The organism is Microcoleus sp. bin48.metabat.b7b8b9.023 (assembly GCF_013299185.1).
In the GTDB taxonomy this organism is placed as follows: Bacteria; Cyanobacteriota; Cyanobacteriia; order Cyanobacteriales; family Microcoleaceae; genus Microcoleus.
Genome location: NZ_JAAFKG010000004.1, coordinates 177,285 through 191,195, shown reverse-complemented (window position 1 = coordinate 191,195; position 13,911 = coordinate 177,285). Strand labels below are relative to the sequence as shown.

Below are 13,911 nucleotides of genomic sequence, written 5' to 3'. Positions count from 1 at the left end.
AATAACCAATAACCAATAACCAACAACCAATAACCAATAACAACTCACTAATGACCAATGACTATTTCGCGCGGCCAGCCGTAGCATCGACAAGTTCCAACTGCGACAGGCGGAAAGTAATCAACTTGTCCCAATTGCCACCTTCAAACAGTACGGCGACTTTCCCGTCGGTAACTCGCTGGACTTGTCCTTGAAAAGCGTAGTAAATCTCGCCCTTATCTTTAACTCGAACTGCGGAACCAGGAAAAATCATAATTGTTTGAATGTGATGTTTGCTGTTTATAGTTTACCGTTTCTTGGCGATCGAGTTCGGAGACGGCAATGCCGTCTCCCTACCCCAAAATAATCAGGTAGGGACACGGCACGTGCCCAAGGAGTGTCAACTTAAGCCTGAAAGCTTTGATAAATCTTGTTTTTACCTAAGTCTAGATCCCCCTAAATCCCCCTTAAGAAGGGGGACTTTGAGAAGACTCCTGTCCCCCCCCTTCTTAAGGGGGGCTAGGGGGGATCTGGCCTTAATCGTCCAACAGCAGTCTCTGAGTGCGTTTGACGTTAAGCCGACACTACGAAAGGCACGTGCAGTCTCCTGATTTCGGGTAATGTTAATTCCAATGTAATTTAGGCTAGGGCTGCTACGGAAACTTTACCAGCAATCCGACCCGCGATCGCCCGCAACTCCCTCGCCGAAGCAGAACCCGGTTGTCCCACCACAATCGGCACACCCGAATCGCCACCTTCGCGCAGCGGAATTTCCAGCGGAATGCGGCCTAACAGCGGCACTCCCAACTCTGCCGCCGTCCTTTCCCCGCCGCCGGAACCGAAAATATCATATTGCTTGTCAGGCATATCCGGCGGCACAAAATAGCTCATGTTTTCCACAATTCCCAACACCGAGACTCCCAACTGCTGGAACATCTTCAACCCCTTGCGGGAGTCCAACAAAGCCACCGTCTGCGGCGTCGTCACAATCACCACACCCGCCATCGGCACCGCTTGGGCCATCGTCAACTGCGCGTCTCCAGTACCCGGAGGCATATCGACAATCAGATAATCTAAATCGCCCCAATTCACCTGATACAGAAACTGCCGGATAATCCCATTCAACATTGGGCCGCGCCAAATTACAGGCTGGTCTTTCTCAATTAAAAACGCCATCGACACCAATTTGACGCCGTAATTAAACGCGGGTTCGAGGCTTTCCCCGCTTTTTCCGTCCCTAACCATCACTTTCGCGTCCCCCAAACCCAACATATTTGGATCGTTGGGCCCATAGATATCGGCATCCAGCAAACCCACCTTGGCTCCGGTTTGCGCTAGCGCTACAGCCACATTCACGGCTACCGTGCTTTTGCCGACGCCGCCTTTGCCGCTGGAAATGGCGATAATATTTTTAACGCCTTCTATGCCTTGCCGATCGACCACTCCCTTCTGCTGGGGAGTCTCGGCTGTCACCTCCACTGCCACTTTTTCGACTCCTGGCAACTGTTTGACCGCTTTTTGGCAATCTTCGACAATAAACTCTCGCAGCGGGCAAGCAGGCGTTGTCAGCACTAAAGTAAAACTGACGACTCCGCCGTCAATTTTGATGTTACGAATCATGTTCAATTCCACCAAACTTTTTTGCAGTTCGGGGTCTTGCACAGGTCGCAGGATTTCTAAGACTGAACTAATATCGAGTGTACTGGGCATTGTGTTCTCCACCATAGCTCTGCAATTGTGTCAGTGAATGTTCGATCGCAAGTTTAAGTATATTTTTATTGCTATTTTTTAATGTAACTTCATAGCGATCATTTGCAGACCTGCGGTGGCATAATTACATGGCGACTGGATTTGGCAATCATCACCATCTAAGATTCAAATCTGACAACAGAAAATTTTATGACAGTTTCTACAACACTTAAAACCACGACTTCTCCGTTTTTGCCGCCCGCTGACTCTAGAGCTAGAGTCAGCCAATTTATGAAAAGCCTACAAGACGAAATTTGTCAAGCCCTCGAACTGGTCGATGGCGGCGGCAAATTTAAAGAGGACTCTTGGGAACGCTCCGAAGGCGGGGGCGGACGTTCTCGCGTTATGCGCGAAGGCAATGTGTTTGAACAAGGCGGAGTTAATTTTTCCCAAGTTTGGGGCGAAAGTTTGCCTGCTTTGATTCTGACCAAGCACCCAGAAGCTGCCGGTCACGATTTCTACGCCACTGGTACTTCGATGGTGCTGCACCCCCGCAATCCCTACTTGCCTACGGTTCACCTGAATTACCGTTATTTTGAAGCGGGCCCGATTTGGTGGTTTGGTGGCGGTGTCGATTTGACGCCCTATTACCTGTTGGATGAGGATGCAGCTCATTTCCACAAAACTCTGAAAGCAGCTTGCGACAAACACCACTCGGACTATTACCAGGCATTTAAACTCTGGTGCGACGAATATTTCTACCTGCCCCACCGCCAAGAAACTCGCGGTATCGGCGGCCTGTTTTTTGACTACCAAAACGCTCAAGGCCCGCTTTACCGCGACCAGAATGTCAAAGGGAAAGCTGCTGAGTACAGCAAAAATGTCGGAAACCCTGAGCCTAGAAGCTGGGAGTCGCTGTTCGCCTTCATACAGGACTGCGGCCGCGCATTTTTGCCGGCTTACACCCCAATTGTTGAAAAACACCGATCGAAAGCATACGGCGATCGCGAGCGCGATTTCCAACTTTACCGCCGCGGCCGTTACGTTGAATTTAACTTAGTGTACGATCGGGGCACGACCTTTGGCTTACAGACCAACGGACGCACCGAATCGATTCTGATGTCCCTGCCACCTCTGGTACGCTGGGAGTATTGTTTCGAGCCAGAACCCAACTCTCCAGAAGCCGAACTCTACTCAAAGTTCTTAAAACCGCAAGATTGGGCGAATTGGATGCCTCAGCAGTCACCGACCTGAGTTAAACTACTGAGAAAGTGCTTAGCTAGCAATTGAGTAGACAGAATGGTAAACTTTTACACAAACACTCATAGTGTGCCATGTTCAAACCCTGCGCCATTTGTGAAAAAACTTGGACTTTCAGCATCAAGTCACTACTTACTTATGCAAAAACCACGCAACGATAAGTAGAAGATTTAAATGTTGATGGGATGCTAAAAAATCACAAACTAGCACAGGTAATAGCTGACTGTGGATTCTCTGAATTCAAGCGTCACCTAGAATATAAGGCGAAAAAGTTTGGTTGTGAAATAATCATTGCTGACCGCTGGTTTCCGCCCTTGCAAAACAATAGTCAAGCTGTGGGCATATCCAAGATATGCCACTGAAAGAAAGAACCTTCAACAGCGAAAGTTGTGGTAACTCAATGGACAGAGACTTGAAGGCAGCGATTAATTTATCACGCTTGGCTAAAGCGCGAAAGCTTACTGAGGGATAACCGCTCCCATGCTCCCTGTGAAGTAAGAAGCAAATGTCTAGACAAGTCTAGTATTTGTATAGCAGAAAGTAACCACCGCGATAAATAGTCATAAATTTGAGGGAAGGGTCAGTGATTCATATTGATCAAAAAACCCACACGCTATCTGACGGTACAACAGTTATCGTCTTAGCACCGACAGGACGGTTGGACATCACGACAGCTTGGCAATTCCGCCTCAAGTTGCAAGAGTGTATTTCCAAACTCAGCCGTCATGTCGTCGTGAATCTTGGTCAGGTAAACTTTATCGATAGTTCTGGCCTGACCTCGTTGGTAGCCGGTATGCGCGATGCGGATAAAGTTAAGGGCAGTTTCCGCATTTGCAATGTTCATCCAGAAGCCAAACTGGTGTTTGAAGTCACCATGATGGATTCTGTCTTTGAAATCTTTGAAACAGAAGAAGAAGCTCTAGAGGGGGTGCCGCGCGCAAGTTAAGAAAACCGGGCGGTTGAAACCGCTTCTACACAAACAAAACCTGCCTCCGCAGGTTGAAGAAGACCGGGCGATTGAAATCGCGTCTACACAAACTTGCACGTGTCTGGTGCAGGTTAAAGACCGGGCGGTGAAAATTACGCGATCTTCTTCTTTAGTCCGCGGAGGCGGACTTTGTTTCTGTAGACGCGGTTTCAACCGCCGTCCGATCCGATCCCAAGCGTATTGGCCAATATTTCAGAAGCAAAATCCTGACGCTTCACAAATCTAAAAGGGCCCATTAAAGCTCCCCAGATAGCCTTGCCTGTCGTGGGGCTGATTCCTTTGTCGTAGCTGAAAAATTCCTCGTCTGCGGCTTCAAATCCCAAGTCTACTTGGTAAGTTTGCCCATCGTAGGTAAAGCAGCAACGAGTTCCTTCCGGCAGAGACGCCCGAAATCGATAGCGATTTGAGCCTAAATTTTGCACTGCAACCGAGAGGGTGCAGCCGGGAAGAAGTTCGATTTGGTCGCCCTTTAGTTGTGCCAGTAAGTCGGGGTTGCGACCGGCTCCTTTGACGGCTGCGATATCCTTGAACATATAATACTGAGCTTCTATAAGTTCCGGCGCCCTCTTCACGTGCCTCAGTTGCACGATGCGGGGACGGTAAGGCTTATCTAATTCTAGAATATTGGCTTGTTCGGCAAACAGGGCAATGCTGGGCTCGGAAAATAGAGCAACGGGCAGGGGTCTTTGCCAAAAACGCAGGTGGACGTACCACGCCGGGTCTGCTAGCGCTTGTTCTCGGTTGTCAAATTCGCCCGCCATGTATTGGGCTAAAGCTCTTAATTCAGGAGAAATTGTCATGTTCGTGGGATTTTTGAGGATTGGGCTTGACAGTAAAATCTGATTGTGATAAAGGTTGCCCGAACAGGGCCGGGAAGTCAGAAGATGGGATTTAGGAGCGATCCCAGAAGAGCTATGATTGTAAAGATACTTGGCTTTTGCCATCGTATTGCGACAGATTAATTGTTGCTGCCGATCGCCCGCAAAATCTTCTCGATAAAATTTTGTCTCGCAGTCTCGGCTGCACAGTTAAAAAAAACTGGCAAATTTTGCCAGGGAGATCGCCAATCGACTCCCCCGACTTTACTCATGCCGCGCTGGTCCACCTGTGGCGGCACAATTATTTATCTATAAAACTCAGGTGAACAAGAACCGTACCGTTTCAGATACTAAGCGAAGTTTCTATACGATTCACACTCGGCCGATTAACTCTATTTACCGTCGAGTGGTAGAAGAGTTGATGGTAGAAATGCACTTGCTTTCGGCGAATGTAGATTTTCAATACGACCCGATTTATGCTTTGGGCGTGGTGACAGCTTTCGATCGATTCATGCTAGGGTACGCCCCAGAAGCAGACAGACTTTCGATTTTTAACGCTTTGTGCAAAGCCCTAGAAGACGATCCCGATCGCTACAAGCAAGACGCTCACAGATTGGAAAGCTTGGCCGATCGCCTTGGAGGGTCTGAGTTGCTCTCGTGGCTCGATCGCTCCAGCAGCTTTGAAGATACAGGAGATTTGCAAGCGTCCTTAGGGGCGATCGCCAGCAACGCTCAATTTAAGTACAGTCGCTTATTTGCGATCGGTTTGTTCTCACTGTTAGAAAAAGCTGACCCCGAGATGGTAAAAAACCAAGAAACTCGCAACGACGCGATCGGCAAAATCAGTGCAGCTTTGCATCTACCTGAAGACAAAGTTAGCAAAGATTTAGATTTGTACCGCAGCAATTTGGAAAAAATGGCTCAAGCGCGAATAGTGCTTCAAGATGTCATCCAAGCTGAACGGAAAAAACGTGAAAAACGAGAAACAAAAGTTACTGCCGCCCCCTCAGCAGACTCTTCTGAGAGCAATAATTAATCGTTTCAAGTCATCAGTCATTAGTCATCAGTCAGAGGGCAGAGGCCAGAAAGAAAAGGGAATTGTTTGCTACCTAAAACAAACAATTCCTTTATTTTTTTTCAATTGTGACGGATATCTTGTGATATCAAATCCGGTAGCATCGTCCTGTATTAATCTCTCATTTATCTCTCTGTGTTCTCTGCGCCCTCTGCGGTTAAATAATTCCGATACAACCGGAAACGATATGACTAATCAAATCCTCGGACTTCTAGGTAGAGGTAGTTATCCCAGGTCAACCCTTCGGCTTCGCTGACTGACAAGCGGTCAACTGTCAACTGTTTGTGGCTCAAAAACTAAAAATCCCGCTTTTTTAATTCAGCGGGATCGAGTTAACCAAAATAGAGCTTTTGGACGTGGTACTAAGGCTGTGGCTCAAAATTAACGGCGTTAGCTTGCAGCCAATTGCTCAGATTTGACAGAACTTCGGTTCCAGAAGACGGCTTACCCAAAGCTGTGGGGTTTACCGGTTCAGGTCTGACCAAGTTGCGGTCGATCGCTGCGTTAACTTCTTTGGAAATCAAATCGTGAAGCTGCTCCTTAGCCCTAGCCCTTTGAAAGTGAGCTCCCTCTTCCGTCGTAGCGTACAGAGGGGGAAGCCTATTTAAAGCATAAGCCGCAATATCTCCCACATCCAGACTCAGCTCGCTGCTCGTCGCCTCAATTTCTGCAACTCTGGCGATCGCCTCGCTAAGCACCAACTCTTCCATCACATTGATGAACTGTTTGCGCGGCAAAACCACCACTTCTCCGGTCAACAAAGCTCCCATCAGGCGATCGAGAGCCATGTACTCTTCGATCGACAATTCAGAAGCCGTATTACAGATACGTCCTACCTCAGCTTCCATAGACGGCGTTAAATAGCCGTCTTGCAAAGCCTGTTCAACAATTTTTTCAATACTCATATATGCTTCCCGCTCAACGGCATCATTAATACAGTTTTGTTTTGTAAAGACGCAATTGCTGGCGTCTTGAGATTCGAGTTTTGAGGCTTGAGTTGAGAATTTTTCTACAAATCATAACCCAATAGTGATAACCCAGAACAGTTATCTACACACCCCAGCCACAAACTTACCCCATAATTGACTTTTAAATTCGTCAAAATCGGTAAAAAGTCTTACTCAACTCCCTGAAGCCGCCAAGGTACCGGATCGACCGACTGCCCGTGCACGTAAAGTCCCCAGTGCAGGTGAGGGCCTGTCGAAGCCCCCGTTGACCCCAAAGCACCAATTACTTGACCCGCTTTGACGAAATCGCCTTCCTTGACATCAATCCGGCTGAGGTGCATCAAAATACTTGCTACCCCTTGGCCGTGGTCGATACCAACTACATTACCGTGGATTTTGAACCCTTGGGATTCGCGTCCCACGAGAGACACGCGACCGGCGGCCGGTGCAACTACAGGGGAACCGTAAGCGCCCGCGTAATCGACGCCGCGGTGGTAGTAGTCCTTAGCAAATACCCCATTATAGTACCGCCGCACGCCGTAAATAGTGGTAATTTCGCCGGAGTTGGGGCGCAACAATTTGCCATCCCAAAATTTTTGGGGTGTCACCAGTGCTTTAAACGCGTCCACGCGATCGAATTCGGCATCTGTACCTTCGGAGTCTTTCCCGGGCGGCAGCCAGATGGATTGAGTGGGAAAATCTCGATCGCGCACTTGCACATTCAAATTCTGCACTTGTCCGTCACCGGAGACTTGAAGAAGGCGCGCACCGGGTTTCTCCAGTGGTGTCGTCGGTAGCAGGGCCCGAAAGCGATTATTGCCCATGGGAAAAGCCGGGTAATTTTTTTGCTGTACCGAAACCGTTGGAGTCGGGCTGCCGCTGTCTACCTGAATGATGACTGACAGCGTATCTCCTAATTCGGGATTTGGCGGCGTCACCTGCACCTGCAAAGCTTGCGCGGGCGATACCACACCCAGAATGCCCGCCACAATTGGGCCAGTCAAAATCGCCTTCTTCATGCTTGTTCTCAAAAGCCTATATCCAAAAATAGCACTCGCCACTATTTTGCCAGTTTGTCCGCAGTTAGCTCGATTCACAGTCGCTGTCATGCCCGATATCCTTAACCTTTGTCTAGCTAATGTTACACAAAAAATCTAATTTTAGCACCCTTGCACCGCAAAGGATAACGCCCTATTAGGACTTGCGCTGCGCTATATTCAGCATGACATAAAAAGACATTGTTCAAACATATTATAAGTTTTGAATATTTGACATAATTATTAGATAAATGCCACAGTTGTAGATATTATAGAGGTTAAAATGCTATGCCAAGCGAGCAAAATAGACCCAAAGAATACGATGCCGTCCTTGGCGGTCAAAATTTAATTCCTAGCGATGCTGCGGTACTTGGAGGAGTTGCGGGTGTTAAAAGCCGCTTGGGCGTGCCTTCTGCCGAAGTTAGAATCGCCGCACTCTCCGATGCACTTAAATATGGAGATGCAGGATTAGATTTGATAATTGGAGCAGTAAGGGATAAGTCAATACAGGTACAATTAGCTGCCTGTTCGCTGCTGAAAGATATAAATGAGGATAAGATAAAACAACATTTGCCAAACGATTCTATATTTGAATTTGATGTTATTACAGTTGATTCTGATGGACAACAAATTAGCTGCCGCAAGTCATTTGCTTTCTACTTTCCCGAAGACATAGGGAACGAAATAGTGGAAATGGTTTACATTCCCGGCGGCACATTTATGATGGGTTCGCCATTAACAGAATTAGGTAGAATGGATCATGAAAGTCCGCAGCATGAAGTCACAGTACCCGCTTTTTTTGCAGGAAAATACCCCATCACCCAAGCACAGTGGCAAGCCGTGATGGGAAACAACCCGTCTTCTTACTACAGTAAAAAACATACTGTAGACAAGATACCGTGGGATGATGCCGTCTTATTCTGTGACCGACTATCGCAGCACACCGGAAAAAAATATCGCCTGCTCAGTGAAGCAGAATGGGAATACGCCTGTCGCGCTGGTACAACAACGCCATTTCATTTTGGAGACACTATTACCCCGGAGTTAGCCAATTATTATATGGGTGGTCCCTTCTTTAGAGCAAGGGAAGCGGACAGATTTCCTCCTAATGCTTTTGGACTTTATGGTATGCACGGTAATGTTCAGGAATGGTGCAATGACGATTACTCCCAAAACTACTTTAAGACACCGACTGACGGAAGTTCTTGGGAACCTCGCGCAATCATCAATCGAGTAATGCGTGGCGGTTCCGCGAAAGATGGGAAAGCCTTTTGTCGCAGCGCGGCTCGCCAAACGGCGTGTGCGTGGCCATCAGACATCGGGAAACCCATTCTCCCTAATGATTATATCGGTTTTCGCATTGCGGTGAGGTCGATTTTTGTTGAGCCTTGCCTGCTGTCGCAGCTAGAATCGCTACGCTCTCCGATACGACCAAATATGGAGGAGATGCAGGATTAGATTTGTAGGGTGCGGATTCTTCTACAGTCTCCAAATGCGATCGACAATCTCACAGTGACGCACCATCGAAAATAAAGTGCGATCGAACTAATTAAACCCTGCGGTGCGTCGCTTTTAGATTTTTCGATTTTTTACCGAGATTCTGGATTGCGACGCACCCTACAGCTAGTTAAGGATATAGGGTGCGGATTATTCTACAACCTGCAAGTGCGATCGACATTTTACACCAGCGACGCACCATCCAAGATAGAGCGCGATCGAACTAATTAGGCTCTGCGGTGCGTCGCTCACAGATTTCTAGATTTTTCAGCGAGATTGAAAAAAGCGACGCACCTACACAAACGAAAATAGGTTAAATTTGGTTTATAATATTGAAAATATGCTAAAGGCGATCGCACATCAGGAAGGATAAAAAATATGACTCTCAATCTTCCTCTTCCCGATTCAATTCAAAAATTTATTGACGAACAAGTCGCGATCGGAGGCTACAGCAATGCAGCGGAATATATCTTGCACCTAATTCGCCAAGAACAAGCAAGAGCATTGCGAGTAGAGTCGTTATTGTTGGCTGGTTTGGATAGTGGCAATTCTGTAGAGATTACCGATGATTGGTGGGAGCAAAAACGTACTCACTTGGTGTCTCAACTTGACGAAAAGTAGCAATGACTAAACGTATTGCCATTACACCAAGAGCAAGTCAAGATTTAGACGAACATTTTGCTTATATTGCTCAAAATAATCTTGATGCTGCGTTGCATTTTTTTGATGCAGCACGTCAGACATTGGGGAGGTTGGCTCAAATGTCGGGAATGGGTCGCCTCTATCCAGTGCAAAATCCACGGTTAGATGGTTTGCGAAGGTTTTCAGTTAGGGGTTTTGACAATTATGTAATTTTCTATTTGTCTTTTGATGACTTTATTGAGGTGGTACGAATTCTGCACGCAGCGAGAGATTTAGAGGAAGTTTTGTCAGGAGATGAAGCCGAGTAATATCAAAAGTAGGGTGCGTCGCATTTACGAATTTGCAAGTTCGATCGCACATCTCACAGCGACGCACCCTAAAATTAGCTTGCTTGTGTTTTCGGAAGAAACATTTTTTCAACAATATTTTTCCGCAGATAAACTGTCAATGGTTTTTCGATGAAAGAGTAGAATATGCAGCCGACAACTACGGCAAACAATGCCACTAGAGCCGGGGCAAAGAAACCGTCGAAATATTTTCCTAAATTCGCCTTTTGTACAATTTTTGTAGTTGCTGATATCACCGGGCTGTGGAGCAGAAATATTGAATACGAGGCATCGCCCAGGAAAATTAAAAGATAAGGAAGTCTCGGAGAATCCTTAAGCTCGATCGAAGTTGCAGCAACGATTAATATAGCTGCCAGCACTGCAAAAGTCTTGATCCGATCGAACTCTATGTTGCCCCAAGCGACAAACAGTCCTAAAATAACATATCCTAAATTTGCTATCCCAAATAGGATCCATCTGTAATTAGTAATCTTATTGTTATATTTAAGCACGATATACGCAGCTAAGCCACCCAAAACAAATTCTAGATTCATATTCCCAAATACTGTATTCAGTAAGAAAAAAGCGTCGGGAAATTGTATTATTTTAGAAAAATGTAGAAGTGTGACAAATAGCCAAGCTGACAGCATAGGCACAGACTGTTTAGGCTTGAGCCAGATAGCTATGCTGAATAATACATAAAAATAAATTTCGTAAACTAAAGTCCAACCTACATCCAGAATTGGCTTGCCATATTGAGGAATCAAAAGCAGCGACAGAATTATCTTGTCCAAACTTAAGTCTTGAGCATTCGCAAAGCCTGGAATCACTAGAAAGAAAAACACAACTGTCAGAGTAATTATCCAGTATATCGGGTAAATTCGCACGCAGCGCTTGACTAGAAATGATTTTAACTGGTCTTTTTTACCGATCGCCGATCGGTGAACGTAGACCATGATAAAACCGCTCAATACAAAAAAGTAATCAACACCACTCCACCCAGCCTGAAATAAATTAAAAAAAGTAACTTGATTTAATCTTTCAGTGCTCATCTGGTTGACGTGAAACATTACCACCAATAAAGCTCCAATCCCTCGATAAACTTGCAAGAGGTTAAGCTTTTTGTGAGGATTTGAACTCTTTGTCATTAGAAAATACCTTGTTCAAGAGTGGCAGTTGGGCTTGCTACTCAACTATAGTCAACGCTCCCCAACATAGTCAACACATTAAACACTATAATATAACTTTACACTTTTTTCATAAAGTTGTGCAAGAAGACTTCCGACTGATTGTTGACTTAGTTCTAGTTCTCGCTGCTGCCGCAGCAGGAGGACTCTTTGCATCGTTGTTGCGACAGCCGGTAATTCTCGGATACCTCCTGGGAGGGATCGTAGTTGGGCCGGCCGGTTTGGGGCTGATTAAAGAATTAATTCAGGTAGACACCCTGGCAGAATTTGGTGTTGCTTTTCTGTTGTTTGCTTTGGGAGTAGAGTTTTCATTCGCCGAACTCAATCGAGTTAAAGCAATTAGTCTGGGCGGGGGGGGCTTGCAAATTGTGCTGACGATCGCCATTACTACTGCAATTTCTTTGGGTGTAGGCTGGGTAGATTCCCCTGCCCAAGGGGTGTTTTTAGGGGCGATCCTGTCGCTTTCCTCGACGGCGGTTGTACTCAAATGCTTGATGGAACGCAATGAAGGCGGTACTTCCCACGGGCAAGTCATGCTGGGAATCTTGGTAGTTCAAGATTTGGCCTTGGGGCTAATGCTGGCTGTTTTGCCGGCCCTCAACCAGCCCGCAGAGGCGATCGGCATGACAATAGTCTGGGCCCTGGTGCGGATCGGATTATTTGCTGCGGGTGCAGTAGTAGCGGGCATTTGGATCGTCCCGCAGTTGCTGCGCTACCTCGCGAGAACAGAAAGCCGGGAACTGTTTTTGCTGGGAGTTGTGGTTTTGGCTTTAGGGATTGCGCTGCTGACAGAATATCTGGGTTTCTCGATCGAGATGGGCGCATTTGTGGCTGGTTTAATGATTTCGGAGGTGGAATATGCCGACCAAACTCTAACTTATGTCGAGCCTTTGCGAGATATTTTTGCATCCTTATTTTTTGTTACCATCGGAATGTTAATCGACCCAGTGTTTCTCTGGAACCATCTAGAGTTAATTTTGGGACTGGTATTTCTAGTATTTGTCGGCAAATTCTTGATTGTAACGCCGATCGTCCGATTATTTGGCTATCCCCTAAAAACAGCATTAATCGCAGGTTTGGGCTTAGCTCAAATCGGAGAATTTTCCTTTGTACTCGCTAGTTCCGGCCAAGCTATGGGACTGGTTTCGCGAAACGTTTACCTATTAATTTTAGGAACGACAGCAGTCACCTTGGTGCTGACGCCGTTTGTATTGAGAAGCGTGCCACAGTTATTCAAGTGGGCGGAAAATTTCGGGCCTTTGCAGCGCTATTTTGACCAAACATCTCAACCTGTCGAAATAGCTGAAACTTTGCCGGAACAAAATCATGTTGTGGTTTGTGGCTACGGGCGAGTTGGCAGAAATTTAGTCAAAGTGCTGCAAAGCCGCAACTGTTCAATTGTGGTAATCGACGAGTCGGAAAGCAGAATTCAAGAATGCAGAGTGTCAGGAATTCCTTACATTTACGGGAATGCTGCTAGCTTGCACGTATTGGAAGCCGCCGGGGTAGAACGCGCCAAAGCAATGGCGATTACTCTTCCCGATCCGATGAGCACTCGTTTGTGTCTGAAGCGGGCTTTAGAATTAGTCCCGGATTTGGATATTGTGGTGCGCGCCAACAAAGATAAAGATATTGAACTGCTTTACCAACTCGGGGCTTGGGAAGTTGTGCAGCCGGAGTTTGAGGCTAGTTTAGAACTGTCTGCCCACTTGCTGGCTGGGATGGGTTTGTCTGCAATGGCTATTGGGCGGGATGTGCAGCAAATTCGCAGCAGCCGCTATCTGGAATTGCGGCCGGCGCGGGAACCTTTGGCGGTTTCGCGGGATTTGAAAGTGGCGGTTCGAGATCTCAACGGCGATTGGTACAACTTACCGGAGGGCTCTCCCATCGGTGGGATGACTCTGGAAGAAACTAACTTGCGGCAGTTGACAGGGGTCAGCGTGATGGCGATCGTCCGCGAAGATGGTGAGGAAATTGATTATCCTAACGGGAAGGCTGCTTTGCTGTCGGGCGATCGACTTTTGGTAGTGGGTGAACCGGAAGAACTGATCAGTTTTGAGTTGCTGGCGAAGGGCGAAGTTGCTGTCCCCGAGGGCGACAGTTCTTGTCAGTGGTTGAGGTTACCAGCCAACAGTCCTTGGGTTGGCCAAAAACTGTCAGAGGTAGATTTGCTCACCCAGTATGGGGTGCAGGTGCGGGCGATCCGCCGGGAAGGGAAGTTTACTCGCTGGCCGGATGGAACTACTGATTTGCAAGAGGGCGATCGTTTGCTGCTGTGCGGAGGCTTCTACGAACTCGGCTTGATGCAGCGGACGGCCTCGCCTCCGGTGCCGCAACCTGCCTTAAAGCTGCCTTTTGTCACCGCCCAAGTTAGCGAAAAGCTATTTAGCGATTAGTCAGTTGTCAGTTGACAGTTGACAGTTGACAGTTGACAGTTGTCAGTTGTCATTGGGCATTCGCCAAAGC

Annotated in this window: 15 protein-coding genes and 1 pseudogene; 9 read left to right on the top strand and 7 right to left on the bottom strand. The window is 47.1% G+C overall.

The annotated features are described in order from the left end of the window. Positions 1–61 precede the first annotated feature (61 nt). A complete protein-coding gene (locus QZW82_RS04245; RefSeq protein WP_293145052.1) occupies positions 62–253 on the bottom strand; it encodes an NAD(P)H dehydrogenase subunit NdhS in 192 nt (63 codons plus the stop codon). A 365-nt stretch (positions 254–618) separates the two neighbouring features. After that, entirely contained in the window at positions 619–1,689 is a 1,071-nt protein-coding gene (locus QZW82_RS04240) for an Mrp/NBP35 family ATP-binding protein (protein WP_293145049.1), read from the bottom strand. A 189-nt stretch (positions 1,690–1,878) separates the two neighbouring features. Here QZW82_RS04240 and hemF point away from each other — a divergent pair, with 189 nt between their 5' ends. From hemF to QZW82_RS04230, 3 genes and pseudogenes are all read left to right on the top strand, one after another. Then, positions 1,879–2,922 (top strand): oxygen-dependent coproporphyrinogen oxidase, encoded by a 1,044-nt coding sequence (gene hemF / locus QZW82_RS04235; protein ID WP_293145046.1) that lies wholly within the window; start codon positions 1,879–1,881, stop codon positions 2,920–2,922. A gap of 346 nt (positions 2,923–3,268) precedes the next feature. Then, positions 3,269–3,400, top strand: a pseudogene (locus QZW82_RS32175) (zinc ribbon domain-containing protein); the annotation flags it as partial. Between the two features lie 111 nt (positions 3,401–3,511). Next, on the top strand, positions 3,512–3,874 hold the full coding sequence (locus QZW82_RS04230) for an STAS domain-containing protein (RefSeq protein WP_106149243.1): 363 nt from the start codon (positions 3,512–3,514) through the stop codon (positions 3,872–3,874). A gap of 191 nt (positions 3,875–4,065) precedes the next feature. On the opposite strand, the gene QZW82_RS04225 is transcribed toward QZW82_RS04230, so the two are convergent. Together QZW82_RS04225 and QZW82_RS04220 are read right to left on the bottom strand one after the other, a co-directional pair. Beyond that, positions 4,066–4,716 (bottom strand): chromophore lyase CpcT/CpeT, encoded by a 651-nt coding sequence (locus QZW82_RS04225; protein WP_293145043.1) that lies wholly within the window; start codon positions 4,714–4,716, stop codon positions 4,066–4,068. A 158-nt stretch (positions 4,717–4,874) separates the two neighbouring features. Beyond that, positions 4,875–5,033, bottom strand: a complete 159-nt coding sequence (locus QZW82_RS04220) for a hypothetical protein (RefSeq protein ID WP_293145040.1) — start codon at positions 5,031–5,033, stop codon at positions 4,875–4,877. Between the two features lie 23 nt (positions 5,034–5,056). Between QZW82_RS04220 and psb29 the strand changes: the two genes are divergently transcribed. Continuing rightward, a complete protein-coding gene (psb29, locus tag QZW82_RS04215) occupies positions 5,057–5,770 on the top strand; it encodes a photosystem II biogenesis protein Psp29 (RefSeq protein ID WP_293145037.1) in 714 nt (237 codons plus the stop codon). Between the two features lie 401 nt (positions 5,771–6,171). Here psb29 and QZW82_RS04210 read toward each other — a convergent pair whose 3' ends face one another. Together QZW82_RS04210 and QZW82_RS04205 are read right to left on the bottom strand one after the other, a co-directional pair. Beyond that, positions 6,172–6,714 (bottom strand): late competence development ComFB family protein, encoded by a 543-nt coding sequence (locus QZW82_RS04210; protein WP_293145034.1) that lies wholly within the window; start codon positions 6,712–6,714, stop codon positions 6,172–6,174. Between the two features lie 212 nt (positions 6,715–6,926). Continuing rightward, the gene (locus QZW82_RS04205) at positions 6,927–7,775 is read right to left on the bottom strand and encodes a M23 family metallopeptidase (protein ID WP_293145184.1); all 849 of its coding nucleotides are present in this window, start codon (positions 7,773–7,775) and stop codon (positions 6,927–6,929) included. 306 nt (positions 7,776–8,081) lie between these two features. Here QZW82_RS04205 and QZW82_RS04200 point away from each other — a divergent pair, with 306 nt between their 5' ends. The 4 genes from QZW82_RS04200 (at position 8,082) to QZW82_RS04185 (ending at position 10,240) form a co-directional block, all read left to right on the top strand. After that, positions 8,082–9,251, top strand: a complete 1,170-nt coding sequence (locus QZW82_RS04200) for a formylglycine-generating enzyme family protein (RefSeq protein ID WP_293145031.1) — start codon at positions 8,082–8,084, stop codon at positions 9,249–9,251. Positions 9,252–9,398: 147 nt separating this feature from the next. Next, positions 9,399–9,521: a hypothetical protein gene (locus tag QZW82_RS04195; RefSeq protein WP_293145028.1), complete on the top strand. Its 123-nt coding sequence runs from the start codon at positions 9,399–9,401 to the stop codon at positions 9,519–9,521. Positions 9,522–9,668: 147 nt separating this feature from the next. Then, positions 9,669–9,911 (top strand): type II toxin-antitoxin system ParD family antitoxin, encoded by a 243-nt coding sequence (locus tag QZW82_RS04190; protein ID WP_293145026.1) that lies wholly within the window; start codon positions 9,669–9,671, stop codon positions 9,909–9,911. Between the two features lie 2 nt (positions 9,912–9,913). After that, on the top strand, positions 9,914–10,240 hold the full coding sequence (locus QZW82_RS04185; protein WP_293145023.1) for a type II toxin-antitoxin system RelE/ParE family toxin: 327 nt from the start codon (positions 9,914–9,916) through the stop codon (positions 10,238–10,240). Between the two features lie 74 nt (positions 10,241–10,314). Here QZW82_RS04185 and QZW82_RS04180 read toward each other — a convergent pair whose 3' ends face one another. Next, a complete protein-coding gene (locus QZW82_RS04180) occupies positions 10,315–11,406 on the bottom strand; it encodes an acyltransferase (protein ID WP_293145020.1) in 1,092 nt (363 codons plus the stop codon). Between the two features lie 119 nt (positions 11,407–11,525). Between QZW82_RS04180 and QZW82_RS04175 the strand changes: the two genes are divergently transcribed. Next, complete coding sequence (locus tag QZW82_RS04175; protein ID WP_293145017.1) at positions 11,526–13,841, top strand: cation:proton antiporter; 2,316 nt, start codon at positions 11,526–11,528, stop codon at positions 13,839–13,841. The last annotated feature ends 70 nt before the right edge of the window (positions 13,842–13,911 follow it).